The sequence below is a fragment of the Tenacibaculum sediminilitoris genome (assembly GCF_964513795.1).
Classification (GTDB): Bacteria; Bacteroidota; Bacteroidia; order Flavobacteriales; family Flavobacteriaceae; genus Polaribacter; species Polaribacter sediminilitoris.
Genome location: NZ_CAZEQR010000044.1, coordinates 59823 through 85413, shown reverse-complemented (window position 1 = coordinate 85413; position 25591 = coordinate 59823). Strand labels below are relative to the sequence as shown.

25 protein-coding genes and 1 other RNA gene are annotated in these 25591 nt (G+C 30.6%); 14 read left to right on the top strand and 12 right to left on the bottom strand.

The features are described 5' to 3' along the window. Positions 1–3 precede the first annotated feature (3 nt). The 4 genes from ACKTSW_RS10045 to ACKTSW_RS10030 all read right to left on the bottom strand — a co-directional run bounded on the left by ACKTSW_RS10045 (position 4) and on the right by ACKTSW_RS10030 (position 3310). Positions 4–837 (bottom strand): hypothetical protein, encoded by an 834-nt coding sequence (locus tag ACKTSW_RS10045; RefSeq protein WP_408025124.1) that lies wholly within the window; start codon positions 835–837, stop codon positions 4–6. A gap of 11 nt (positions 838–848) precedes the next feature. Then, positions 849–1670 carry a hypothetical protein gene (locus ACKTSW_RS10040; RefSeq protein ID WP_408025123.1) on the bottom strand — a complete coding sequence of 274 codons (822 nt, stop codon included), beginning with the start codon at positions 1668–1670 and terminating at the stop codon, positions 849–851. Then, a complete protein-coding gene (locus tag ACKTSW_RS10035; RefSeq protein WP_408025122.1) occupies positions 1663–2238 on the bottom strand; it encodes a DUF4255 domain-containing protein in 576 nt (191 codons plus the stop codon). Before ACKTSW_RS10035 ends, ACKTSW_RS10040 begins: the two co-directional genes overlap by 8 nt. 226 nt (positions 2239–2464) lie before the next feature. Continuing rightward, positions 2465–3310: a helix-turn-helix transcriptional regulator gene (locus ACKTSW_RS10030; RefSeq protein WP_408025121.1), complete on the bottom strand. Its 846-nt coding sequence runs from the start codon at positions 3308–3310 to the stop codon at positions 2465–2467. Between the two features lie 232 nt (positions 3311–3542). Here ACKTSW_RS10030 and ACKTSW_RS10025 point away from each other — a divergent pair, with 232 nt between their 5' ends. From ACKTSW_RS10025 to ACKTSW_RS09990, 8 genes are all read left to right on the top strand, one after another. After that, on the top strand, positions 3543–4400 hold the full coding sequence (locus tag ACKTSW_RS10025; RefSeq protein WP_408025120.1) for an RluA family pseudouridine synthase: 858 nt from the start codon (positions 3543–3545) through the stop codon (positions 4398–4400). Between the two features lie 32 nt (positions 4401–4432). Then, positions 4433–5107 (top strand): tRNA (guanosine(37)-N1)-methyltransferase TrmD, encoded by a 675-nt coding sequence (trmD, locus tag ACKTSW_RS10020; RefSeq protein WP_408025119.1) that lies wholly within the window; start codon positions 4433–4435, stop codon positions 5105–5107. A 122-nt stretch (positions 5108–5229) separates the two neighbouring features. After that, positions 5230–5577 (top strand): 50S ribosomal protein L19, encoded by a 348-nt coding sequence (gene rplS, locus ACKTSW_RS10015; RefSeq protein WP_408025118.1) that lies wholly within the window; start codon positions 5230–5232, stop codon positions 5575–5577. 700 nt (positions 5578–6277) lie between these two features. Continuing rightward, positions 6278–8503 (top strand): NADP-dependent isocitrate dehydrogenase, encoded by a 2226-nt coding sequence (locus tag ACKTSW_RS10010; RefSeq protein ID WP_408025117.1) that lies wholly within the window; start codon positions 6278–6280, stop codon positions 8501–8503. Positions 8504–8653: 150 nt separating this feature from the next. Further along, on the top strand, positions 8654–9469 hold the full coding sequence (murQ, locus tag ACKTSW_RS10005) for an N-acetylmuramic acid 6-phosphate etherase (RefSeq protein ID WP_408025116.1): 816 nt from the start codon (positions 8654–8656) through the stop codon (positions 9467–9469). Further along, a complete protein-coding gene (locus ACKTSW_RS10000) occupies positions 9462–9701 on the top strand; it encodes a DUF6095 family protein (protein ID WP_408025115.1) in 240 nt (79 codons plus the stop codon). Before murQ ends, ACKTSW_RS10000 begins: the two co-directional genes overlap by 8 nt. A 3-nt stretch (positions 9702–9704) precedes the next feature. After that, positions 9705–10757 (top strand): ATP-grasp domain-containing protein, encoded by a 1053-nt coding sequence (locus ACKTSW_RS09995; RefSeq protein ID WP_408025114.1) that lies wholly within the window; start codon positions 9705–9707, stop codon positions 10755–10757. A 514-nt stretch (positions 10758–11271) separates the two neighbouring features. Further along, positions 11272–11448: a T9SS type B sorting domain-containing protein gene (locus ACKTSW_RS09990; protein WP_408025207.1), complete on the top strand. Its 177-nt coding sequence runs from the start codon at positions 11272–11274 to the stop codon at positions 11446–11448. Positions 11449–11609: 161 nt separating this feature from the next. On the opposite strand, the gene ACKTSW_RS09985 is transcribed toward ACKTSW_RS09990, so the two are convergent. Next, positions 11610–12107, bottom strand: a complete 498-nt coding sequence (locus tag ACKTSW_RS09985) for a DinB family protein (protein WP_408025113.1) — start codon at positions 12105–12107, stop codon at positions 11610–11612. Between the two features lie 237 nt (positions 12108–12344). Here ACKTSW_RS09985 and ACKTSW_RS09980 point away from each other — a divergent pair, with 237 nt between their 5' ends. Further along, complete coding sequence (locus tag ACKTSW_RS09980) at positions 12345–13049, top strand: hypothetical protein (RefSeq protein WP_408025112.1); 705 nt, start codon at positions 12345–12347, stop codon at positions 13047–13049. 60 nt (positions 13050–13109) lie between these two features. Here ACKTSW_RS09980 and rny read toward each other — a convergent pair whose 3' ends face one another. From rny to ACKTSW_RS09960, 4 genes are all read right to left on the bottom strand, one after another. Further along, a complete protein-coding gene (gene rny, locus ACKTSW_RS09975) occupies positions 13110–14675 on the bottom strand; it encodes a ribonuclease Y (protein WP_408025111.1) in 1566 nt (521 codons plus the stop codon). A 46-nt stretch (positions 14676–14721) separates the two neighbouring features. Further along, a non-coding RNA gene (gene ssrS, locus ACKTSW_RS09970) (6S RNA) lies at positions 14722–14830 on the bottom strand. Positions 14831–14885: 55 nt separating this feature from the next. Then, positions 14886–15173, bottom strand: coding sequence for a cell division protein ZapA (locus ACKTSW_RS09965; RefSeq protein WP_408025110.1), 288 nt, complete (start codon positions 15171–15173; stop codon positions 14886–14888). A 16-nt stretch (positions 15174–15189) separates the two neighbouring features. Next, a complete protein-coding gene (locus ACKTSW_RS09960) occupies positions 15190–15480 on the bottom strand; it encodes a hypothetical protein (RefSeq protein WP_408025109.1) in 291 nt (96 codons plus the stop codon). Positions 15481–15627: 147 nt separating this feature from the next. Between ACKTSW_RS09960 and ACKTSW_RS09955 the strand changes: the two genes are divergently transcribed. The 5 genes from ACKTSW_RS09955 to ACKTSW_RS09935 all read left to right on the top strand — a co-directional run bounded on the left by ACKTSW_RS09955 (position 15628) and on the right by ACKTSW_RS09935 (position 22767). After that, positions 15628–17325: a M23 family metallopeptidase gene (locus tag ACKTSW_RS09955; RefSeq protein WP_408025108.1), complete on the top strand. Its 1698-nt coding sequence runs from the start codon at positions 15628–15630 to the stop codon at positions 17323–17325. Positions 17326–17331: 6 nt separating this feature from the next. Beyond that, complete coding sequence (locus tag ACKTSW_RS09950; protein ID WP_408025107.1) at positions 17332–19776, top strand: carboxypeptidase-like regulatory domain-containing protein; 2445 nt, start codon at positions 17332–17334, stop codon at positions 19774–19776. Between the two features lie 22 nt (positions 19777–19798). After that, the gene (locus tag ACKTSW_RS09945) at positions 19799–20548 is read left to right on the top strand and encodes a hypothetical protein (protein ID WP_408025106.1); all 750 of its coding nucleotides are present in this window, start codon (positions 19799–19801) and stop codon (positions 20546–20548) included. Positions 20549–20698: 150 nt separating this feature from the next. Beyond that, the gene (locus tag ACKTSW_RS09940; RefSeq protein ID WP_408025105.1) at positions 20699–21961 is read left to right on the top strand and encodes a glycosyl hydrolase family 18 protein; all 1263 of its coding nucleotides are present in this window, start codon (positions 20699–20701) and stop codon (positions 21959–21961) included. A gap of 293 nt (positions 21962–22254) precedes the next feature. Beyond that, complete coding sequence (locus tag ACKTSW_RS09935) at positions 22255–22767, top strand: hypothetical protein (RefSeq protein WP_408025104.1); 513 nt, start codon at positions 22255–22257, stop codon at positions 22765–22767. A 93-nt stretch (positions 22768–22860) separates the two neighbouring features. Here ACKTSW_RS09935 and lgt read toward each other — a convergent pair whose 3' ends face one another. From lgt to cysS, 3 genes are all read right to left on the bottom strand, one after another. After that, a complete protein-coding gene (gene lgt, locus ACKTSW_RS09930; RefSeq protein ID WP_408025103.1) occupies positions 22861–23712 on the bottom strand; it encodes a prolipoprotein diacylglyceryl transferase in 852 nt (283 codons plus the stop codon). A 99-nt stretch (positions 23713–23811) separates the two neighbouring features. Continuing rightward, on the bottom strand, positions 23812–24060 hold the full coding sequence (gene yidD, locus ACKTSW_RS09925; RefSeq protein ID WP_408025102.1) for a membrane protein insertion efficiency factor YidD: 249 nt from the start codon (positions 24058–24060) through the stop codon (positions 23812–23814). Continuing rightward, positions 24061–25542, bottom strand: a complete 1482-nt coding sequence (gene cysS / locus ACKTSW_RS09920; RefSeq protein WP_408025101.1) for a cysteine--tRNA ligase — start codon at positions 25540–25542, stop codon at positions 24061–24063. Positions 25543–25591 lie beyond the last annotated feature (49 nt).

The following is a 25591-nucleotide window of genomic DNA, read 5'->3' as shown; positions in this document are numbered from 1 at the left end:
ATTCTATTGATACTGAAATTTTTTAATTACAACTTCTTGTTCTCCTGAAGGAGTATAATTTTGTGGTTGTCTCCATAAGTTTAAATGTACTGTTTGACATCCTTCATTTGGGATATACTGATTTTGACTTATTAATGTTGTCCAAGTTATATCTGGTGTCGGAGGTAAATTATTTAAATCGTATATACCATAGTAAATTGAATAAACTACAGGTGTGTTTTCGTTTTTCCAATCCATTACAATTGTTATTTTCCCTTTATCTTTTAATGTAATTCTATGCACATTTCCTGAAGGTTTCCAAGGTTGTAATGTAAACTGTGCATTTGTTGGATCACTAAGATTGTTCCATCTACTACATTCCAACATATCTAACTCTCTATGACTATTCGTTATTGAAGTATCTGCTTCAAATTGATACGTAAACACTCCAAAGCAACAATTGTTAGCGATATCATTAAAATTACCTACAGTTGTTTCTGCTGCAATTAAATATTTTCCATAACCAGGGTACTTCCGTTTTGGTGGACTACCTACAGCATTAGGATTATTGGCTACTTCACCCCACAATACTAACTCTATTGAAGACCATTGTTTTGGTCCATTAGGCAATTGTGTTTCTTTCATTTTTAAGTGTAATCCATCATTATCGACAGATGCACAACGTGGATCCCATTGTTGGTTATTAAACCAATATCCTGAATTTGAAATTCCGAACGGATAATTTGTCCACCAATAATATCCATCAAACTCTAGCATTCCATTTACAGAAGTTGCATTAGGCTCAATAGCCCCATTAGGCATTGGATTTCTCTGTTTACACTTTTTTGATTTATTCATAACTTATTTATTTAGACATATACATACATTAAAGAAGCAACTACTATATCTAATTCACTTCCTTTTATTTTGATTATATCTGGATTTGGCACTGGTAATCCTTTACAAATCACTCTTATTCTATCTACCCCATTTTTCTTACTACTGCTTATTAAATTAAATTGATACTTTGGAGTCTCTGACAACGGTAGCAATTGCCCTACTAATGAAAACTCTTGAGCTTTTTGTCCATTTTGAAGTTCAACTTCAAAAGGGCCTCTAAACTCTTCTTTTGATTTTCCTTCTATAGATAGCTTTCCTAAATTTTGATTACTATTATTCACTATAAAATATTTCCATTGTGTTTCTCTAGCTTCAAACTGAATCTTATAATTAGCTAATTCTTTATTTTTATCTAGGTTTATTAAATCTTGAAAATTTATAGCTACTTTAAAAAGTACGTTTACTTCTTGTGTTTTTGTAAATTTTGGAATTAACTGTTTTTCTTTATCATTAATTATTATTGAAGCGCTACTAAACTCAATAATTCCTAATTGATTTACTGGTAAGTTTGTATAATGGTAAAACTGTTGATTTGTCGTAGTTACATTGAAATTAAATGACTCTACTCCAGTTACTAATGTTATGTAGTCTAAAAATTCTCTAATAGTCTTTTTAGTATCAGTATAAAAACTAAAACCTTTATTGGTAACTTTTAGTTTTAACGAAAACCTTTTAATAATATCTTCTGTTTCTTTAGATGCTGTATAAATCAATCCTTTACAAACATTATCTATAAAGTAGCTATGCATTACTTCTAAGCTGAATATTTTATAAAAACTACTATTAAACATCTTCAGAAGTATTAGATGTTGCTATTATCTCTGGTATAAATCCTTTTATTTCTTCTGAAGAAATGCTAATCAATTTCATTTTATAAATAACACTTGGCTGATATTTTGCACCTAATGCACTCCATAAATTATGCATCTGCTGATAACCATCACCTTTTTCAAATTCAAACTCTAAACGTGAAATACCCTTTGGAATATTTGATGAAGTATGAGCATCTAATGCTGTATTAATTTGAAAAAATTGAATAGAAGCATTTAAAAATTTTAACACCTCGTTATAATCCTCAAAATTTGGAGATATTAATATGTATAAATTATACCTTTCCTCTAATGATTTGTTTGCATAACTTCCATTATTAACTTGTCTATTTTTATTGTAATAAGGTTTAACAGTTTCTTGATTTACATGAATTAATGTAATTATTACCTTATTTTGATTCTCAATAGGCACTGTTCCATTTTGATCCACAATTTTATTCGTAACAACAACATTATCACTTAACCCGAATTTATTTTTTAAAAACTGATTAAGCATATTACTTGTAAAATGTAACGATTTAAAAATCATTGTTTACGGGGGACTTAGTTTGTTCTTTTCAAAGTTAAACACAAGAAATAAGGCTACCTAAAAACGACTATATACAAATCATAGACATATAGTTAACTTTTAGTTTTTATCATAGACAAATCGTAGACATTTTAGTTTTTAAAAGGATTGAAACTATTTAAACCTCAAAAAAAAAAATGATTCTCTTACAGAATCACTTTTATAAAATACTTTACTTATTGTTTTTTTAAAAGGCGCTAATAAAACTCTTTAAGTCTTGTTGTTTTTCTAAAATCATTTTCTTCTTTAAGCGATATTTATGTGTTCGAACACTTTCTTTATTTATACCTAAAATATATCTTATATCTTCATTTGACATATTCATTTTTAAATAACAACAATACTTTATATCTTTAACTGTTAAGCAAGGAAACTTATTTGATAACTCTTTTATAAAACCTGGATTTATATTTTCAAAGTATACTTTGAAATCATCCCAATGATTTGTTTTTGTGTTTATTTTTATACTATTTACAATAGAATTTAATCTTCCTCTAGTTGTATGATCTACCGATGTACTTAACTCTTTTATCCGTTCCATCATGCTTTTTAATAATGCTTTCTTTTGATCTAGTTCTAAAACATAACGAGCTAAATTTTTATTTTCGGTAAGAAAACTTAGCTCTGCTACTTTATTAACACTTAATTTAGACTCACTATTTATATTACTAAGTGATAAAATACTTTTTACATTACATAATAAATGTTTATTTCCTAAACTATTTTCAAGAGTTTGGATCATTATAGGAATTCTCTCAGATGAAAAATCAACTATTTCATACATATTAGTTAAACATAATACAGGCGCTACTACTTTTGAGAATGAATTGAATAAGTATTTAATTTCTAAATTATTATTTCTAAAGTGAAGTATAATAAGTTTTGGAGTAACGGTGCTTAAAAATTCTTTTAATAATTTAGTTGAATTAACCGTAATGGTGCTATAACCATGTAAACCATCTAACTCACTTACTATTCTTGAAACAGTATGAGTATAATCAGAAGCAACAATTATGTAGTTATCTTTTTTCAAAAGTTAGTTACAATCAGGTATCTTATTTTATTAAGACAAATACCTTCTTTAAGTTAGGTTTAAGAGTCTTTTTACTTTGCACAAACATTTCTAAATCTCATTTTTTAAAATTAGCTTATTATCTACCCTTCTTACTATTTTTTTCTTCTAGTGTTATAAAAAAAGGTAAGAACGTAACTTAATTGATAACAAAAATTATTTACTTAATTTTGAAAAAACAATTCTTCCTTAATTGAAAATTTTAGAAACTCATATAGTCAAAACCATTGGTAAACCTATTCGATTGCAAGAATATGCTGTAGGTGTTTTTAAAACCATTAATACTAAATCTGGTATAAAAAAGGCTATTAAAAAAGGGGTAGTAAAGGTCAATGATAAAACAGCTACAACAGCTTTACACATTAATGAAGGAGACACTATTGAGTTATTTCAATTAGAGGAAAAAGCTAATCAAAAACAATTTGAATTTTCTTTAGAAGTTCTTTTTGAAGACGATTACCTTGCCATTATCTATAAGCCTCCAGGAATTTTAGTTAGTGGAAACTCTTTTGCAACAATTGATAATGCTCTCATGCAAAACTTGCAAAAAAGTGCATTAACTGATACTACCCGACCTCGTCCAGTACATCGATTAGATTATCCCACCAGCGGATTGTTACTCATTGGAAAAACAACTGAAAGTATTATTGTTTTGAACCAACTATTTGAAAAAAAGGAAATTCAAAAAACATATCATGCAATCTGTATTGGTAAAATAGAGAGGAACGGAGAAATAAACTTTCCTATTGATGATAAAAAGGCTTCTACTTCTTTTGAAGTCATACAATCAATTGAATCTCCTCGATTTGGTTTCTTGAACTTAGTTAAATTACACCCTAAAACAGGAAGAAAACATCAATTACGCAAACATTTATTTAGTATTGGAAATCCTATTTTAGGTGATAAAGAATACTCTCTAGAAAATAAGATTTTAAAAGGAAAAGGATTATTTCTGCATGCATCTACACTTACTTTCATACATCCTTTTAATAATGAAAAAATAACGATTACAAAAGAGTTCCCTAAGAAATTCAAAAAAATATTCCCCTAATAAATATTCTTTAAAACATCTATCTTTGCGTTATGCGAATAGATATTATTACGGTAGAACCCGACTTAATAAAAAGCCCATTTGAAAACTCGATGATGAAAAGGGCTATTGACAAAGAACTGGCTGAAGTTCATTTTCATAACCTACGAGAATATGGCTTTGGCAACTATCGCCAAATAGACGATTATCAATTTGGTGGAGGAGCTGGAATGGTTTTAATGATTGAACCCATAGCAACGTGTATTGAAAAACTACAATCGAAAAGAGTATACGATGAAATCATATATATGACTCCTGATGCTAAAACTCTAAATCAAGCCACAGCAAACACTCTTTCATTAAAGGAAAATATTATCATTCTAACAGGGCATTATAAAGGGGTAGATCAACGAGTACGTGATAAATATATTACCAAAGAAATTTCTATAGGCGATTATGTGTTAACTGGAGGTGAGTTAGCTGCTGCTGTTTTGTGTGATGCAGTAATTCGATTAATACCAGGAGTTTTGGGTGATGAAACCTCTGCTTTAACAGATAGTTTTCAAGATAATTTACTATCGCCTCCTGTTTATACAAGACCTTCTGAATATGAAGGAATGAAAGTACCTGAAATCTTATTATCAGGAAATTTTCCAAAAATTGAAGAGTGGCGTTCTGAACAAGCTTACAAACGAACAAAAGAAATTCGACCAGATTTATTAGAGTAACTAATAATCAGTGTTTTATTTATTTTTTTTATCAAAAGAAAAATTCTAAATTTGCAGCCACAAAATCAACCTCTGACGAAAATCGTGAATGTTGCTTTTAAACAACCATAAATAATAATAAAATGGATTTAGTAAAATTTGTTCAAGACGAATTTGTAACAAGAAATGAATTACCAGAATTCGCAACTGGAGATACTATTACAGTATACTACGAAATTAGAGAAGGAGACAAAGTTCGTACTCAGTTCTTTAGAGGAGTTGTTATCCAAAAAAGAGGAAGTGGTGCTTCTGAAACATTTACAATTAGAAAAATGTCTGGTACTGTAGGTGTTGAGCGTATCTTCCCTATCAACTTACCATCTATCCAAAAGATTGAGATTAATAAAACAGGTAAAGTACGTAGAGCACGTATTTACTACTTTAGAGGTCTTACAGGTAAAAAAGCAAAAATTAAAGAAAGAAGACGCTAAGAACCTCTTTTTTTTAAAAATTAAAAAACACCATGATTTTCATGGTGTTTTTTAATTCACATTATGTTAATAACATTACAATTTAAGGTGTTGATAACAAGACTATTAAAACACATACAAAACAAAAACATTTTCTTATCTTTGGTATAGAGTTTACAAAGCAAGTGACTATTAAAACTATAGGTAACTGTATTAATCACCAAAAGTAAACCATTGAAGTAACGTTCTTTATATATTTGTTTTTAAACGTAATTAGAGTTAAATGTGACTATCATAATTTTCGATTAATTGTAAGTTATTATTAATTTATAGTTTTCTAGTTATAAGTATTATTGGTTTTCGTTTAACTTAACTAACCTGTTTAAAAACACCGAGACTTTAATTTTATAAATAAAATTTTTATAAGATAAAGTTTCTTATGAAGTAGTAATATAGTTTTTATAAAAAGCATAAACTTTGTTTATTTAATTATGCAGCAATCCTAATTAATATACTTACTATTTCAAGAAAGCCATATCAATTACAAGAAATTGTTTGATGTGGCTTTTGTTTTCAATAACAAAATCTTCATTTTTGTAGCTTTTATTATCATTTCATCAATAAAACACCCTAATTAATAATAATTTACTATCAAAAAACTCACTCGTAATTCTTAAATTTGCTTCACTTCAAAATATAATTTAATTTATTACTTATAAATATGAATAAGACTGCTAAAATTATGTACACAAAAACGGATGAAGCTCCAGCGTTAGCTACTCGTTCGTTTTTACCAATCGTAAAAGCTTTTACAAAATCATCTAACATAGAAGTAGAAACCAAAGATATTTCTCTTGCGGGTCGTATTCTTGCTAATTTTTCAGATTTTTTACCAAAAGAACAACAGGTTGAAGATGCCTTAGCTTTTTTAGGAGATTTAGTAAAAAAACCAGAAGCTAACATTATCAAACTTCCAAATATTTCAGCTTCGGTTCCTCAATTAAAAGCTGCTGTAAAAGAATTACAAGCTTTAGGTTATGCTTTACCTAATTATCCAGAAGAAGCTACAACTGATGAAGAAAACGCAATTTTAGCACGTTACAATAAAGTAAAAGGATCTGCTGTAAACCCTGTTTTACGCGAAGGTAACTCTGACCGTAGAGCTCCTAAAGCTGTAAAAAATTACGCAAAAAAGAACCCTCACTCAATGGGGGCTTGGAGTGCCGACTCTAAAACCCATGTTTCTACAATGAAAGAAGGTGATTTTGCTCACAGTGAAAAATCAGTTACTGTACCAAATGCCACTAATGTGCAAGTTGTGCATACAGATACTAACGGAAACAAAACTGTTTTAAAAGAAAAAGTATCATTACTGGCTAAGGAAGTAATTGATGCCTCTGTAATGAGTAAAAAAGCATTGTTAACTTTCTTAGAAGAGCAGGTTAAAGATGCTAACGATAAAGGAGTACTTTTCTCTCTACATATGAAGGCAACTATGATGAAGATTTCTGACCCTATTATTTTTGGGCATGCTGTACGTGTTTTCTTTAAAGACTTGTTTGCTAAACACAGTGAAGTTTTCAAAGAAATTGGGGTAGATGTAAACAACGGTTTTGGAAATTTAATAAGCAACCTTGAAGAATTATCAACAAATAAAAAAGCAGAAATTTTAGCCGATATTGAAGCGATATACAAAAGCAATCCTGATGTAGCGATGGTGAATTCTGATAAAGGAATCACTAACTTACATGTTCCTTCTGACGTTATTATTGACGCTTCTATGCCAGCAATGATTCGTACTTCTGGACAAATGTGGAATAAAGAAGGGAAACAACAAGATGCAAAAGCTGTAATTCCTGATAGTTCTTATGCCGGTTTATATCAAGAAACTATCAATTTCTGTAAAAAGAATGGTGCTTTTGACCCTACTACTATGGGTACAGTCCCAAATGTAGGTTTAATGGCTCAAAAAGCAGAAGAATATGGTTCTCACGATAAAACTTTTGAAATTGCTACTAATGGAAAAGTTGAAGTAATTGATGCTAATGGAACTACCCTATTAGAACACACTGTTGAAAAGGGCGATATTTGGAGAATGTGTCAAACAAAAGATGCCCCTATCCAAGACTGGGTAAAGTTAGCCGTTACTCGTGCTAGAGCTACTGGATCTCCTGCTGTCTTTTGGCTAGGAAAAGAAAGAGCTCATGATAGAGAAATTATTAAAAAAGTAGAAAAATACTTACAAGATTATGATACTGCTGGATTAGAAATTAAAATCTTATCTCAAGTAGAAGCTACTAAATATACTTTAGAGAGAGTTAAAGCAGGTAAAGAAACTATTTCTGTAACAGGAAATGTATTACGTGATTATTTAACTGACTTATTTCCTATTTTAGAACTAGGAACTTCAGCTAAAATGCTATCTATCGTTCCGTTAATGAATGGTGGAGGGTTATTTGAAACTGGTGCTGGAGGATCAGCTCCAAAACACGTTCAACAACTAGTAGAAGAAAATCATTTACGTTGGGATTCTTTAGGTGAGTTCTTAGCTTTAGCAGTTTCTCTAGAACACTTAGGAGAAACAACTAACAACAACAAAGCAAAAGTATTAGCTGAAGCTTTAGATGATGCTACTGATAAGTTATTAGATAATAAAAAAGGACCTTCTAGAAAAACTGGTGAATTAGATAATAGAGGCTCTCATTTTTATTTAGCTCTGTATTGGGCACAAACTTTAGCTTCTCAAAACAAAGACACTGAATTGAAAGCTCAATTTACACCTATAGCTGAAAAAATGTCCGCAAATGAAACTGTAATTGTAGAAGAGTTAAATTCTGTTCAAGGTAAAGCCGTTAATATAGGTGGCTACTATGAGCCTAACGATGATTTAGTAAATGCAGTAATGCAACCTAGTAAAACACTAAACAGTATTTTACACAGCATATAATTATAAACATATAAAGTAAAGAAGCGGGTGAGAAATCACCTGCTTCTTTTTTTATCCCTTAAAAATTATTTCCTTTATAAATATTACACTATCAAATTATAATTATTTTATTTTAAATTATTAAAAAGTTTTAATTAGTAAATTTGAATCATGAAATTTACCAAGACAACAGAACAAGACTCTAAGTATAATGACTTAGAAGAAATGAATATTTCTAAATTATTGTTCAGTATAAATAAAGAAGATAAAACAGTGCCTTTTGCTGTAGAAAAAGCACTTCCTCAAATAGAAAAACTTACAGAACAAATTGTTTTGAAGTTGAATGAAGGTGGACGACTATTTTACATTGGTGCTGGTACCAGTGGGCGACTAGGTATTTTAGATGCAAGTGAATGCCCTCCTACCTTCGGTGTTCCGCACGAATTAGTTATTGGCTTAATTGCGGGTGGCGATTACGCTATTAGAAAAGCAGTTGAATTTGCTGAAGACTCAACTAACCAAGGCTGGAAAGACTTACAAGAACATAAAATTTCTTCAAAAGACATTGTAGTAGGAATTGCTGCATCAGGTACAACTCCTTATGTCATTTCAGCTTTAAAAGAATGTAATAAAAACGATATTATAACAGGCTGTATAACCTGTAATCAAAACAGTCCATTGGCATTAACCGCTATGTACCCTATTGAAGTTATTGTAGGTCCAGAGTTTGTGACTGGAAGTTCTCGTATGAAAGCGGGAACTGCTCAAAAACTAGTATTAAATATGCTTTCAACTGCTAGTATGATTCAATTGGGGAGAGTTAAAGGTAATAAAATGGTTGACATGCAACTATCTAATAATAAACTAGTAGATAGAGGTATAAAAATGTTAACTTCTGAATTAAATATCGACCAAGAAAGAGCTAGCGAACTCTTAAAAAAATATGGTAGTGTTCGCAAAGCTATAAAAAAATTTACAAATGAATAAACCCGCTACTTTTGAAACTGGTATAAAAAAACTTTTAGTTTTTTTAGGGCTACTTATTCTTTCGCCTTTGATATTAAGTATTGCATTTAAAGCCTTACGAATCTTTAAAGAAGCTCCTAAAATTTTTATTGCTTATGGTTTGCTAGCTATCGGAATTTTGTTGGTGCTTTTTACTGTATATTTTGGTTTTAAAGCCTTTAAAACCATATTGGATTATATTTTTAGTAAGTAGCCTTTGAAAAAAAATAAATCAATAGAAAAAATAATAAATTGGGAATATTGGCCATCAGCTATGTTTTACCTTCCTAATCTTCCGTATGCTTTTTATTTGGCATTCAAAGCCAAACATTTGGCTTTTTTTAGTGCTGCTAATCCTTGTATAAAGAGCTCTGGAAATGGTACTGAAAGTAAATACGAAACCATTTTATTAGTTCCTGAAAAATATCGACCTAAATCAGTTTTAGTAAAACCTAACACTGATTTTAAAAAAGTATATAAAAATATTCGAAAACAGCAAATTAACTTCCCTTTAATAGCTAAACCAGATATAGGGTTTCGAGGGTTACTCGTTGAAAAAATAACTTCAAGAATAGCATTAAAAGAATACCTTGATAAGTACTCCATCAATATTATCATCCAAGAGTTTTTAGATTATGAAAATGAATGTGGTGTTTTTTACCATAGAAACCCCAAAAGTAATTCTGGGCAAATTTCTTCATTAACCTTAAAACATTTTTTAGCTGTTATAGGAGATGGAGTTTCTACACTGGAAGAACTTATTTTAGCCGATGAAAGAGCTAAATTATATATGGATTTATTCTCTAAAATTCATCAAAAAAAACTTACTCATATCCCTGAAAAGGGTCATAAAATTAAGCTTACAGCTGTTGGTAATCATTCAAAAGGAACCCAGTTTATTAATGGCAACCATTTAATAAATGAAAAATTAACTATAACTTTTGACAAACTAAGCAAATCAATACCTGGTTGGTATTATGGAAGAGTTGATTTAAAATACAATACTTTTGAAAAACTTGAAAGTGGAACTGATTTTAAAATACTTGAGATTAATGGTATTATAGCTGAACCAACTCATATTTATGATGCCGATAATTATACTTATTTAAAAGCACTAAAAGCGATAAGAGCTCACTGGAAATCACTCTTTAACATTGCTACCACAAATCATAAACTATTTAACACTCCATACAAAGGTGCTCTTAGTTTTCTTAATGAAATTATTTTATTAAAAAAATACACAAAAAAAATAAAAAAACTATCTAAATAAAAAAAACATTTATGTTTGCCACCGTTACTTTACATGGTAATGTTCACCCCAAATCTTTAGAAAAATCAATTATTCGATTGAATGAAAGGAAAACTATTTTTTTCTTTGATTTTTATTAGTTTATTATTCCAACTTTATCTCAAGTAAAAATTGAGGAGAATTCTTCTTCAATTCATTTTAATTCAATTCTAGAACTAGAAAGTTCAAACAAAGCTTTAATCACTTAGTAGAATGACAGGTGCTCAAATAGATACTATTTGTAGGCTTCCCAAAAAACAGGACGGTTTTAAATTCGAATTTGCTAACTCTGTATCGGTTGAAATTATATCATGTAATAAAAGGGTAATTACCAACCACTGTATAACTTATAGAGTAAAAAAATGATAACCTTAAAAAGCACATATTAATTGTCCTATTCATAAGTTTAGCTTCGTTGTGTTTTTTACTAAACGCCTTCAATAATAACAGAAATGTATAATTACATGATGGAGCTCAGGTAGATTTTCATACCAACATTATTAATCAAGGCACTTTAGATAATTACACTGGTTTTTATGCTGATAATGAAGTTATTTCTCCAAATGGTGATAACCTTAACGATTACCTAGTTTTCGACGAGGTTAATGAATATACTCATAGCAAGCTAGTTATTTACAACCAGAGGGGGGGGGGATATTGTATACCAAACTAAAGATTATAAAAACGATTGGGGTGGCAGCTCAAAATACTAAGTTAACTATTAATATAAATAATAAACTTCTAGCGGCGACTTACTTTTACCTTCTAGAGTTAGGAGACCAACTTAACACCTATCAAAAACTTAAAAAAGGTTGGGTATATATTAATCGATAATTACTTTACCAATTCTTTATTCTTTGGGGTTGTAGGATTGTACCCAAAATCTGCATCTGGCAGTTCTATTCCTAGTTGATGTATAATAAAACCTATACTTGCAAAATGATGTATTGCATGACTGTGCGCTTGTATCAAAGCGCTACCCAAAGTATAATTTGCCGTTACTTTTCCTGTTCCTAAATCATCTGTAACAGAAATAATTGTATCAAAATCTTCTGCCTCTAAGCAGTATAATTGCTCAATAACCTCTTTAAAATATGCTATTCCATGGGCTGTTTTTTGTTCTGCTAACTGATTGCGTTCTCTATCAGAAAAATCAACACATTTTTTATCTAATCCATTAAAAACACAAGCAAAAACATCTAGAATATGCCTCGTATTAGCACCTATACTCGAGTAATATGGCGGAATTGATGTATCACTATATTGTTCGTCACTAATTGCATCTAATAATTTAATTCCTCTTTGTAAATTTTTATCAATAGCTACTATCATGTAAGTGTAAGTTTTCGAGTAAGTCGTATAAATATAGAACTTTTTACGGGGAGAAATAAATTATTTTTTTAATTCAAAATAAGACTCTACATATCAACAACATAAAACAAAACATCACTTTATATTACCACTTTAGAAAAGCATAAAAAAAAATTTTGGCATGCTCTTTGAAAATTATACAACAACTGCGGAAGCTGAAAAGCACATAGAGTAAGCATAACCCTAAAACTAGCAATTATGAGAACAGGGATACTATTATTATTAGCAATGATGTCATTAACAGCAGTAAACGCCGACAACATTGAAAAATCAACTAGCAGAATTGGGGTTACAAACCGTTATAATGACGCTGTTACCTTTGTAGAAAGAGGAATTCAATTCCATGTATTTTTAAATGGAGATTTCGACTTTAATACACATTACAATAGATATTCTGATTATGGCGTGCGTATTAAACGCGATAGAAGAGGTCGAATTAGAAGTGTAGGCAATGTGTATGTAAACTACGATGCCAGAGGGAATGTAAAACGAATTGGTAGCGTGTTTATGAGATATCAATTCGGAAGCTTATTTAGAGTAGGAAACTTAAGTATTCAATATGATAGATGGGGAAATCCAAGGTTTAGAGGATATGTAAAACCTAAAAACCATCGCTATAATGATGACTATTACTACTATAATGATGGAGTTGATGTGAATATAGACATAAATATTGGAGATATTTTTAATTACGATGATGTTTATTTTTACAGAAAAGATTTTGGAAGAAATTATCGTCAATTTAGAGAAGATAACGACTTCTTTTACTATAAAGCTTTACCAAATGCAAAAATTGGAAAACGTAGTAAAATTATAAAAAGACGTAAGAATAAAGCTTACAGAAACAAACATTATAGAGGAAAATCTGAACAAAGAGGAAAATCGAGAAGAAATCATAATTAAACAACAAATCCCTCATCAAAATTGATGAGGGATTTTTATTATTATTATATAATCAAGGTATTATTTGGCTACATTAACTGCTCTTGTTTCTCTAATTACAGTAACTTTAACCTGTCCTGGATACGTCATATCATTCTGAATTTTTTGCGAAATATTAAATGATAATTCAGCTGCTTTAGTATCATTTACCTTTGCACTTTCTACCATAACTCTTAGCTCACGTCCTGCTTGAATAGCATATGCCTTTTGTACTCCATTGAATCCAAAAGCAATATCTTCTAAATCTTTTAAACGTTGAATGTAAGAATCTAATACTTGACGACGTGCTCCTGGCCTTGCTCCAGAAATTGCATCACAAACTTGAACTATTGGAGCTATTAAATTTTTCATTTCAATCTCATCGTGGTGAGCTCCAATTGCATTACATATATCAGGTTTTTCTCCATACTTTTCAGCCCATTGCATTCCTAATAATGCGTGTGGTAATTCACTTTCTGTTTCTGGGACTTTACCTATATCATGTAATAAACCAGCTCGTTTAGCAGCTTTTGCATTTAAGCCCATTTCAGCAGCCATAATACCACAAAGATTGGCAACTTCCCGTGAGTGTTGTAACAAGTTTTGACCATACGAAGAACGATACTTCATACGTCCAACTGTTTTAATTAATTCAGGATGTAAACCATGAATTCCTAAATCAATCACAGTACGCTTACCAACTTCTATAATTTCTTGAGTAATTTGTTTTTCTGTTTTCTTAACAATTTCTTCAATTCTTGCTGGGTGAATTCTACCGTCTGTTACCAATTTGTGCATTGATAAACGAGCTATTTCACGACGAACAGGATCGAAACAAGATAAGATAATTGCCTCAGGGGTATCATCTACAATAATTTCAACACCTGTTGCTGATTCTAGAGCACGAATATTACGTCCTTCTCTACCAATAATTCTACCTTTTACATCATCAGATTCAAGATTGAATACAGAAACACAATTTTCTACTGCTTGCTCTACTCCTACTCTCTGAATTGTGTTTAATACTACTTTTCGAGCTTCTTGTTGAGCTGTCATTTTTGCTTCTTCAATAGTGTCTTGTATAAAAGACATAGCATCTGATTTTGCTTCATCTTTTAAAGAGGCTACTAATTCTGTTTTAGCTTCATCTGCAGATAAACCAGAAATTTGCTCAAGCATATCTACATGGCGCTTGTGCATTTTCTCTAATTCTGATTCTTTCTTTTCTAAAAACTCTAACTTGTAATCAAAATCAGCTTCTTTCTTTTCTAACTGCTTGTTAAGTTTTTTGGTTTTATCTAGTTCAGATGAAACCTGACTTTCTTTATCTCTAATTCTTTTCTCTACATCAGAAACTTTCTTCTCTCTTGATAAAATAACTTTTTCATGCTCAGACTTTAGCTCTATAAATTTTTCTTTTGCTTGTAAGATTTTATCTTTCTTAACTGCCTCGGCTTCTACTTTAGCTTCTTTTAGAATACTATTAGCCTCTTTTTTTGTTTCTTGTATTAATTTATTTGCACTAGATTTTTCTAACATTTTAGCAATAAAAAAACCTATTGCCATACCTATAATTCCTGCTAAAACAGGAAATAATATTCCCTCCATAATTTTGATTTGATTGTATAAAAAAGCCTACATTAATAGGGTTTAAAAACTCCAAAATAACAAGTTTAGGATTAACTGATTGATCAAGGATCCGAGGTAAAATCGGCTTGCTTTACTAACCACGACTCATCCTTTATAATTGAATAACGTTGAGTTTAACAAACAATGTACTAATGTAGGCAGTATATTAAATATATATTAAAGAACGTTTTATAAATGATCTTCTAGCAAATTAGTTAATTCATTTATCTTTTGCAATACTTCGGTGTTTTCTTTTGTGTTTTTTAACGACACTATTTCTGCTTTTGATGCAAACTGTAAAGCACTCATTGCTAAAACATCTTGCTTATCTGCTACAGCATAACTTTGTTCAAACTTGGCTATTAATTCATTAATGTTCTTTGCTGCCTTACGTAATCCTTCCTCTTCATCAGTATTATTCACACTCAGTGGATACGTTCTACCAGCAATTACTACATTAACTTTTATTTTTGCCATGTTAAAGAACCTTATATTATGTGTTCAAAAGCGTGATACATTTATCAATCTCTCGAACCAAAGCATTTATTTTGAGTTTTGTTTCTCTTGTATTTTCATTACTGCCCTCAATAGTTTTTGCAACCTTTAACAAATTAAATTTTCTTTGTTGTTCTTTGAGTTGCCTCTCTTTTTCTTCTAATAAAATTTGTAACTCCGCATTACTTTGAAGTAATATTTTATTTTCTTCTTTTAAAAATTCATAATTTGAAAGTAAGTTTTTTAACTTATCTTCCAGTAAATGAATTGCTTCTAAAGGGTTACTCATTTATTTAAGAGAATAAAACTATAGTTACAAAGTTATTAATATAACTTATAATTAACAACTCTTTTGACCTTTTTTACCAAAGTACTGATTTTCAAAGAATAAGGTTATTCTCATAATTTTAGTAGTTTTGTACTAAACTGTTGCATTTTGAAACTTTATTCTTCTATTATTTTTTTATGTTTTTATGTTTTCGGATACTCTCAATACCAGTATCCACGAAACTACTTTTCTCCCCCTCTAAAAATTCCAGTAGTACTTGCTGGTACTTTTGGAGAATTGAGAAGTAATCACTTCCATTCTGGAGTAGATATTAAAACTCAAGGTAAAGAAGAAATTCCTATTTATGCACCTGCAGATGGTTATGTTTCACGCATAAAAATTCAACAATATGGTTTTGGAAAAGCTCTTTATATATCCCACCCTAATGGATATACTACTGTGTATGCACATTTAAAACGTTTTGAATCAAATATTCAACTTTATGTAAAAAATATTCAATACAAAAAAGAAAAATACAATACTGGTAATCTTTTTCCTAAACCTGATAAATTTCCTGTTAAAAAAGGGCAACTTATAGGCTATACTGGCGATACCGGAAGTTCTGGTGGACCACACCTACACTATGAAATTAGAGACACTAAAACAGAACGTATTATTAATCCAATGCACTTTGGGTTATCGGCTGAGGATAATAAAAACCCTACTATTCAAAAATTAATGGTATATCCATTAAGTGATGATGCTAGAGTTAACAACTCTTTTCTTGAATCTGTTATTTCTTTTAAAGAAAAAGGAAACGGAAACTACATTGCTAAAAAAATTACTGCTAGTGGTACTATTGGTTTTGGTATTAGTGTGTTTGATAGATTAAATGCTGCGCTAAATAAAAATGGAATTTACAGTTTAGAAATGAAAGTAAATGGTAAACGAGTATATTATCATGATGTTGAAACCTTTTCTTTTGCTGAGAGTAAATACATCAATTTACTAATTGATTATAAACATTATAAAAAATACAGAAGTAAGTTACAAAGAACATACAAAGCTAAAGCTAATAGACTTAGTTTGTATGAAGATTTAGTAAACAATGGAAAAGTTCATATTGAAAACGGAGCTAATTATAATGTTGAGATTATTGCCAAAGATTTCAAACACAATACCTCTAAAATAAGAATACCTGTTAAAGGAACAGTAAGTAATTTAGTATACAAACAAAAAGATACTACAAACTATAAAATTATAGCAGCTAACTTTAATAAGTTTCAACAAAAAAACATAACAATTGCCTTTCCTAAAAATACTTTTTATGAGGATTGTTTTATTGATTTTAAAGTAGAAAACGGTATTGCTAAAATTCATGATCCTACAATCCCTTTAGATAAACGTTATACACTTACTTTTGAAACTTCTTTTTTAACAGAAGAACAAAAACAACATGTATATATAGCTAATGTTACAAACTCTAAGTACCCTAGATATACTTCTACAAGAAAAAAAATAGATAAGGTGTACACTACCACCAAGCTTTTAGGTAGTTACACTTTACGTTTTGATACCGAAAAACCAACTATTCAACTTTATAATTTTAACGATAAACAATGGATTTCTAAAAACAAAACACTAAAAGTTATGATTAAAGATAAAGAAACAGGCATTAAAAATTATCGTGCCACCATTGATGGAGACTGGGTTTTAATGGAATATAATCATAAAAAAGGAATCCTTACTTATGATTTTAATGATAAAAAGTTGGTAGGTAGCAAACATATTTTTAAACTTGTAGTCTCTGACAATGTGGGAAATACTGAAACAGTTTCTGCTACATTTTTCAGGAAAGTAAATTAAACAAACTTGAAAAAACTCATTCTTTTACTACTATTCCCTTTACTAGTCTTTGCGCAAAAAACTGCCACAGTAAAAGGAATCATTACCAATAAATTCAATATGCCTATTGAAGGTATTGCTATTTCTTATTTATCAGAAGGTACTATTACCGATGCTAGAGGGGCGTATCAATTTACTATTCCTATTCGTAAAACAGTAACCGTAACATTCACGCATGTTTCTTATAAAACCTTGGTGAAAAAATTCACCTCTAGAGGAAAAACAAACTTTAACTTCTCTCCTACACTACAAATTAAAAGTGAAGAGCTAGAAGAGGTGATAGTTAAAAACCAGCAAAAAGAAGCACAAGGAATTACTAAGATAAAAACTAAAAAAGTAAAAAATATACTCGGGGCCAATGCAGGGGTTGAAAATATTTTAATGACACTTCCTGGGGTTAGTAATAACAATGAATTAAGCACTCAATATAATGTTCGTGGTGGTAATTTTGATGAAAACCTAGTATATGTTAACGGAATTGAAGTATATCGCCCATTTTTAATTCGCTCTGGTCAACAAGAAGGATTGAGTTTTACCAATCCACACATGATTCAGAATATTAACTTTTCTGCGGGTGGATTTCAATCAAAGTACGGTGATAAACTCTCTTCTGTGTTGGATATTACGTATCGTAAACCTACTGATTTTGGGATTCAAATAGACTTAAGCTTATTGGGTGGTAGCTTTACTATTGAAGATACCTTTGCGAACAACAAACTAAGTGCCATAGTAGGTATTCGTTATCGTGACAATAGTTTACTTGTAAATAGTAAACAAACTGAAGTTAACTTCAGACCGCGTTTTACAGATGTTCAATCATTTTTAAGCTATGAAGCAAATGATAAACTTACTTTGAGTTTCTTAGGAAACTTTTCTCTCAATAATTATAATTATAAGCCTATAACTCGCAAAACACGGTTTGGTACTTTAACCAATCCATTAGAATTAATTGTTTTTTATCAAGGTCAAGAACAAGATCGTTTTCAAACCTTATTTGGAGCATTTTCTGTTGATTATCAAGTTAATAATGATTTAAAAATTACAGGTACAGTTTCATCTTTTAATACACAAGAAGAAGAATACTTTGATATTGCTGCAGCTTATGCTATAGGAGAAGTAAATAGTAATATTGGTTCTGAAGATTTTGGTGAAGTTGAATTTTCTCAAGGAATTGGTTCACAAATTAATCATGCTCGTAACGATTTAGATGCATTAATTAGCAACATTAAACTCAAAGCAACTTTAAAAGATGGCAGCAATGAATGGAAAGCAGGTATTAAATATCAAACAGAAAATATAAAAGATCGTATTCGTGAGTGGGAAGTTATAGATTCGTTAGGTTTTTCTGTTCGCCCGCCACATCATACCCCAAGCAATCAACCATACGAACCTTTTACTGGCCCTATTGAGCCATACAGAAATGTAAGAGCTAACAATGAAACAGACATCAATCGTATTACTAGTTTTTTACAATTTAGTAGAAAAACGACATGGAACGAACATCAAATTTGGATGAATATTGGGGTTCGCTCTCATTATTGGGCTATAAAAACAGCTTCTACGAATACCTATTCTCAAACAATTTTTAGTCCTAGGGCACAATTTGCTATAAAACCTGATTGGGAAAGTGATATGCTATTTAGAATTTCAGGTGGATGGTACTCTCAACCTCCTTTTTATAGAGAATTACGTGATTATGACGGACAAGTTCATCCCGAAGTAAAGGCTCAAAAATCAATTCATATAGTCGCTGGAAATGAATTAAGCTTCGACTTATGGGAACGCCCTTTTAAATTAGTTACAGAAGTTTATTACAAAGATTTATCAAATGTTAATGCTTACTCTGTAGATAATGTTCGTATTCGCTATCGTACCGATAATGTTACCGATGCATATGCATATGGATTAGACATTCGTTTAAATGGAGAGTTCGTACCTGGAAATGATAGTTGGGTTAGCTTCGGCTATTTAAAAACTGAAGAAAACATTAATAATAAAGGTTATATTGCTAGGCCAACTGATCAACGATTAAAATTCGGTATTCTATTCCAAGATTATGTACCTAATTTACCAGATTTAAAAGCCTATTTAAATCTTGTTTATAACACAGGCTTACCGGGTGGAGCACCAGCGTATGCCGATGTATATCAATTTCAAAATCGCTTAAACGATTATAAACGTGCTGATGTAGGTATTTCGTATGTATTTGCTGACGCTAACAAACAACACAAAACTGGTTTTTTACGCCGTTTTAAAGAGCTTACTGCTGGTTTAGAACTCTTTAATATGTTTGATATCCGAAATTCGAACACAAACACCTGGGTAAGAGACGCCTACAGTAAAAATCAATACGGAATTCCAAATTACATGACAGGAAGAGTATTGAACTTTAAATTAGGAATGCAGTTTTAAAGACTTATACACCCCTTTAAAAATGAATTTAGAAACTATTAATATATTCTGGACTGGAGGATGGGATTCCACTTTTAGAGTTCTTGAGCTATCAGATAAGAATATTATTATTCAACCTTTCTATCTCAGAGACAATAGGAAGTCTGAAATGATGGAAATAAATACGGTTAAAAACCTTACCGAAGCAATAAAAAAACTTCCTAATACAAAATGTATTCTTAAACCTTTACTTATTAAAAAGGTTTCAGATATAGATAAGGATGAACAAATAACCAAGTCTTTCAACAATTTAAAAAATCTATACAAAGAGAAAAGTAATGGAGCTAATCTAGGAAGCCAATATGAATGGTTAGCTCGATTTTCTAAGAACATAAATTATTTAGAATTAGGTATTGAAAAAGATTCTAAGCCTCAAAAACTAATAAACATATTTGGACAACTAGAAAAAAAACAAGAAGAAAATTTAGGCGAATTTTATATTCTAGACAAACAAAACTCTACTGAAGACTTAATAAATGTCTTTGGAAGTTACCGATACCCTTTATTAAGCTACAGTAAACTTGATATGCAAAGTATAGCTTTACAAAAAGGTTATATTAACATAATGAATAAAACATGGTTTTGTCATAGACCAAAAAATAACCAACCCTGTGGAAAATGTGCTCCTTGTATGCAAACCATAGAATCTGGTTTAAAATCTAGATTTACAAAATCTGCCTTAATTAGATATAAAATCAAGAAAAAGCTAAAGTTATTTAGCTTAAAAAAGTAACAAAAACTATTTTAGAGAACTTGTCACATTTTAGTAATTCTTAAAAATAGTGAAAAGCTAAAAACTTTTTTAATATACACTATAATTGGCTGTGATATTATCCAATAGTCTTACATAAAACCATAACACTAAACCGAAGTTTCTAACAAAATGAAACAAATTCACAAAAAGTATATCAAGATAATAATTAGTTTCTCTTTTTTAATGGCCTTAATTACGTCTTGTTCAAAACCTAAAAACAAACCTTTACCAGCTAATTCTTCCAACCCTAAGGAGTTTGCAGACAGTAGTCAATTTATGAGCCAACGCCATTGGCATGAAAAAACATACAGCAATTTAAATTTTACTACCGAACAACAATGGGACAATCTAAACAACATTTCAAATAAACCCATAACACATAAAAAAGGTAAAGTTCATCCAAATTACCGCACATTTGGATGGCATATATATTCTAACGGCTCTTCATACAAAACTTATAATTTTTCTATGCTTTGGGGTGTTTCATACTTCTCATATACTGTTGAACCCAAAACAGGCAACTATCAAAACATACATCAGTGGAAAACTACTTCGTTAATTGATAGCGCTAAAACAAAAGGCTGTAAAGTTTTTCTTTCTGTTTCTAATTTTGGAAACAAAAACAATGCAATATTTTTGAATAATCCAAAAGCCCAGAACACACTAATAAATAACTTAATCGAACTACTTACCTTAAGAAATGCAGATGGAATTAATATTGATTTTGAGGGGGTTGCTAAAAAAGATAGAAATAATTTTACGCAATCTATCATTCAAATTTCAAAAAAACTAAAAGAGAAGAACCCTAACTTTATGGTTTCTTTATGCTTATATGCTGTTGATTGGAATGATGTTTTTGATATCCCTGCTATTAATTCGCATATTGATTTTTACACGCTAATGGGGTACGATTACTATGGAAGTTTTAGTAAGACTACTGGCCCCGTAACTCCTTTTAAATACAGTAAAAAATTCGGGAATGGTTTAGAAGCTTCCGTTAATTATTATAAAAACAAAGGTGTGCCACTGAATAAACTAATTGCAGGACTTCCTTATTACGGAGCGGAATGGTATACAAAAAATTCTGAAATGGGTGCTAAAGTAACCAAATTCAAATCGCATCCTCGTTACAATACTATACGAGACATTTACATTGATTCCTTACAAATTCCTATCAAATTTGATCCTAAAAGTGCTTCAAGCTATATGGTTATTAAAGACCACAACGATGAGTATAGACAGTTGTTTTTTGAAGATGTACAATCACTTTCAATGAAATACGACTGGATAAAAAGCAATAAAATAGGAGGTGTCGGTATTTGGGCTCTGGGCTATGACAATGGGTATTCTCAACTGTGGGATTTGTTAGCTGAAAAGTTTTCTAAAGAGTAAGAATTTCTACTATAGAGCAATAAAAAACATACAGTCGTTATAATTTTACAACCCAGCTGTAATGAGATAGTCTTAACAATATTTCTTACAAACCTATAGTTCATAAAAGTAAAACTTAACACTAAAACACGCGTTTTATATTTTTATACGACATTTAAATGTTAAAACTATGATAATTATGTGACTTTTTATACCATTTATGTGTTATATATAGTAAAAGCCTACCTGCAATTATTTATGGTAAAATTAAATGAACGGCTTTTTAAAATTATAAATAACTATAAAAATAAAGTATGAAACATATTATTATATTATTAATAATCCTTTGTGGATTTAAAGTAAATGCTCAAGAAGTAAAAAAAGATGGAAAAACCTACAAAGTTAAAAAGGAAAAAATCTATCTAGAAGAAGAGGAAGTAACAAGCATTTTAAAAGATAAAGAAAAAACAACTATTTTAAAACAAGCTACTTTAATTTCTGAACAAAAGGAATTAAAAGAAAAGGCAAAACAACAGGAAGAAAAGGCGAGAAAAGAGGTAGAAAAAGCTAAAAAAAAGGAAGAAAAAGCTAAAAAAAAGGCAGAGAAGAAACGCGAAAAAGCGAAAAAAAGAGCAGAAAAGAAGATACAAAAAACCGAAAAAGCAAAAAAGAAGTTAGATAAGTTAACTGACAAACTAAGAAAAACTGAAAAAAAATATAGAAAACTAAAAAGAAAAGGAAAATTATCGCCTAATGCTGAAGAAAGATGGCTAAATAAAATAGAAAAGACAAAAGAAAAAATTGAAAAAACAAAAAGTAAGTTATAAATTTAGGTATTGCAAACTGTGATGATAAACCAGTAATAACAAAGTCGTCTAAAAAGTAATTTTAGACGACTTTGTTTATACAATTACCTCAAGTTATTTTGTTTTCCTAAACATTAACCAGAAACCAATTAATACTAACGGAATACTCAATACCTGACCAGTATTTAGAGAATTGAATACCCAATCTTCTCGTCCGTCAACTTGCGCTTCTTTTAAGAATTCAATTACAAAACGTAACGACCACAACACCACCATGAATAACCCAAATAAAAAGCCTGTTTGGTTTTTTTTATCGGTTTTCCAATAGAAGTACCACAAAGCTACAAACAACGCTAAATAACTAAACGCTTCGTATAATTGGGTTGGGTGACGTGGAACCGTCTCTCCTGCTCTTTTAAAGATTACACCAAAACCACTTCCTGTTGGTTTTCCATAAATTTCAGAATTGAAAAAGTTTCCGAAACGAATAAAAAACCCTGCTAAGGCTACCATAATTCCTAATCTATCTAAGATAAATAACCATGGCTTTTGCAAGTGTTTTTTAGCATAAACGTACATCGCTATTGGAATAGCAATCGCTGCTCCATGACTTGCAAAACCTGTAAAGCCTGTAAACTTCCATCCATCTAACAATCCAAATAACGCAGAAGAACCTTCATGTTTTTTAAACGGTAATATAATCTCTAATAAGTGATTTTGGTAATAGTCCCAACTATAAAAGAACACATCTCCTAAACGCATTCCTATTAACATTGAAACAAATACATACATAAATAATGGATCTAATTTTTCTTCCGAAATATTATCATTAATGTATATTTTTTTCATTAAACGAAGCCCTAATATAAACGCTGCTACAAACATTAAACTATACCAACGAATACCAAAACCTCCAAGGTTTATTATTTCTGGGTTCCAATCCCACACTATGGATAAAAAATTCATCTACTTTAATTTAGTTTTTGTGTCATTACGAACCTTTCGGCTGTAATTAAGACAAGTTAAAATGAAGCTATCTCAAAAGATTACTTCGTCGTAAACTTCTCAATGACGATTATTTTTTTCTTTTTTCTCTGGAACAGGATCGTAACCGCTTCCTCCCCAAGGGTGACAACTGAAAATTCTTTTCAAAGCCAACCAACCACCGTAAAACAATCCGTGTTTTTGTAACGCTTCAATTGTATAACTTGAACACGTTGGTGAATATCTACATGTTGCTGGTGTAAGCGGAGATATTGCTGTTTGATAAAATCGAACTAGTAATATAAACGGATATGTTAATATTTTTTTCAATTAATTAACTATAAACGTTGTTCCTTCTCTACCATCTTTTAATTGAATACCTAAAGCTAGTAACCTATCGCGAATTTCATCAGACAATGCCCAATCTTTATTTTCACGTGCTTCTTTACGCATGGTAATCAGCATTTCAACAACACCACTTAGTTTATCAGAATTATTTCCTTCAGAAGTTTCGTTCATTAAGCCTAATACATCAAAAACAAAAGCATTAATTGTATTTTTAAACACCTCTAAGTCATTCTCAGTTAAACTTGCTTTTTCTTCTTTGATTTGATTGATCACTTTTACAGCTTCAAATAAATGAGATATTAAAATTGGTGTATTAAAATCGTCATTCATGGCATCGTAGCAATCTTGCTTCCACTTTTGAACATCAAATGTAGAAGTAGCACCTGCTTCAATTTTATCTAAAAAAGTTACAGCTTCCATCAACTTAGCATGTCCTTTTTCAGCTGCTTCTAAAGCTTCTCCAGAAAAATCTAAAATGCTTCGGTAATTAGCTTGCATATTAAAAAAACGAACAACACTTGCTGAAAATGCTTTTCCTAAAATGCTATTTTCTCCTGTTAAAATTTCGTTTGGTAAAATAAAGTTCCCGGTTGATTTTGCCATTTTTTGGCTGTTCAACAACAACATATTGGTGTGCATCCAGTAGTTTACTGGCTTTACACCACTACAGGTTTGTGATTGTGCTATTTCACACTCATGATGCGGGAATTTTAAATCCATTCCTCCTCCATGAATATCGAACTGGTCACCTAAGTATTTGGTACTCATTACTGAACATTCTAAATGCCAACCTGGGAAGCCATCACTCCAAGGAGAAGGCCAACGCATAATATGACGCTCATCGGCTTTTTTCCAGAGTGCAAAGTCTTGTGGATTTCTCTTATCTGACTGTCCATCTAACGTTCTCGTATTGTGAATAGCGTCTTCTATTTTTCTTCCAGATAAGATTCCGTAGTTACCAGTTTCGTTATACTTTAATACATCAAAATATACTGAACCATTTACTTCATAGGCAAATCCTTTGTCTATGATTTCTTTAATCATTTCAATTTGCTCTACGATGTGTCCTGTTGCTGTAGGTTCTATACTAGGCGGTAAGAAGTTGTAATTATTTAATACATTATGAAAATCAACCGTGTAGCGTTGCACGACTTCCATAGGCTCAATTTCTTCTAAGCGTGCTTTTTTAGCTATTCTATCTTCACCTTCATCAGCGTCATTTTCTAAGTGACCCGCATCGGTAATATTACGTACATAACGTACTTTATATCCTAGGTGTAATAAATAACGATACACTACATCAAAAAACATAAAAGTTCGTACGTTTCCTAAATGGGCGTTGCTATATACTGTAGGACCACATACGTACATACCTACGCGTCCTTCAATTACTGGTTTAAAAGGCTCTTTTGATTTAGTTAAAGAGTTATATACTTTAAGTTGATTTTCTTTGTATAATTCCATAGTAAAAATGACTATTTGCAATCGCTAATATAGGCACTTTATAAAGAAT

What these genes read in the sequence shown, in the direction of transcription:
- ACKTSW_RS10045 (WP_408025124.1), bottom strand. Translation starts at nt 837, where the DNA reads ATGAATAAATCAAAAAAGTGTAAACAGAGAAATCCAATGCCTAATGGG.
- ACKTSW_RS10040 (WP_408025123.1), bottom strand. Translation starts at nt 1,670, where the DNA reads ATGTTTAATAGTAGTTTTTATAAAATATTCAGCTTAGAAGTAATGCAT.
- ACKTSW_RS10035 (WP_408025122.1), bottom strand. Translation starts at nt 2,238, where the DNA reads ATGATTTTTAAATCGTTACATTTTACAAGTAATATGCTTAATCAGTTT.
- trmD (WP_408025119.1), top strand. Translation starts at nt 4,433, where the DNA reads ATGCGAATAGATATTATTACGGTAGAACCCGACTTAATAAAAAGCCCA.
- rplS (WP_408025118.1), top strand. Translation starts at nt 5,230, where the DNA reads ATGGATTTAGTAAAATTTGTTCAAGACGAATTTGTAACAAGAAATGAA.
- ACKTSW_RS10010 (WP_408025117.1), top strand. Translation starts at nt 6,278, where the DNA reads ATGAATAAGACTGCTAAAATTATGTACACAAAAACGGATGAAGCTCCA.
- murQ (WP_408025116.1), top strand. Translation starts at nt 8,654, where the DNA reads ATGAAATTTACCAAGACAACAGAACAAGACTCTAAGTATAATGACTTA.
- ACKTSW_RS10000 (WP_408025115.1), top strand. Translation starts at nt 9,462, where the DNA reads ATGAATAAACCCGCTACTTTTGAAACTGGTATAAAAAAACTTTTAGTT.
- ACKTSW_RS09985 (WP_408025113.1), bottom strand. Translation starts at nt 12,107, where the DNA reads ATGATAGTAGCTATTGATAAAAATTTACAAAGAGGAATTAAATTATTA.
- ACKTSW_RS09980 (WP_408025112.1), top strand. Translation starts at nt 12,345, where the DNA reads ATGAGAACAGGGATACTATTATTATTAGCAATGATGTCATTAACAGCA.
- rny (WP_408025111.1), bottom strand. Translation starts at nt 14,675, where the DNA reads ATGGAGGGAATATTATTTCCTGTTTTAGCAGGAATTATAGGTATGGCA.
- ACKTSW_RS09965 (WP_408025110.1), bottom strand. Translation starts at nt 15,173, where the DNA reads ATGGCAAAAATAAAAGTTAATGTAGTAATTGCTGGTAGAACGTATCCA.
- ACKTSW_RS09960 (WP_408025109.1), bottom strand. Translation starts at nt 15,480, where the DNA reads ATGAGTAACCCTTTAGAAGCAATTCATTTACTGGAAGATAAGTTAAAA.
- ACKTSW_RS09945 (WP_408025106.1), top strand. Translation starts at nt 19,799, where the DNA reads ATGAATTTAGAAACTATTAATATATTCTGGACTGGAGGATGGGATTCC.
- ACKTSW_RS09940 (WP_408025105.1), top strand. Translation starts at nt 20,699, where the DNA reads ATGAAACAAATTCACAAAAAGTATATCAAGATAATAATTAGTTTCTCT.
- ACKTSW_RS09935 (WP_408025104.1), top strand. Translation starts at nt 22,255, where the DNA reads ATGAAACATATTATTATATTATTAATAATCCTTTGTGGATTTAAAGTA.
- lgt (WP_408025103.1), bottom strand. Translation starts at nt 23,712, where the DNA reads ATGAATTTTTTATCCATAGTGTGGGATTGGAACCCAGAAATAATAAAC.
- cysS (WP_408025101.1), bottom strand. Translation starts at nt 25,542, where the DNA reads ATGGAATTATACAAAGAAAATCAACTTAAAGTATATAACTCTTTAACT.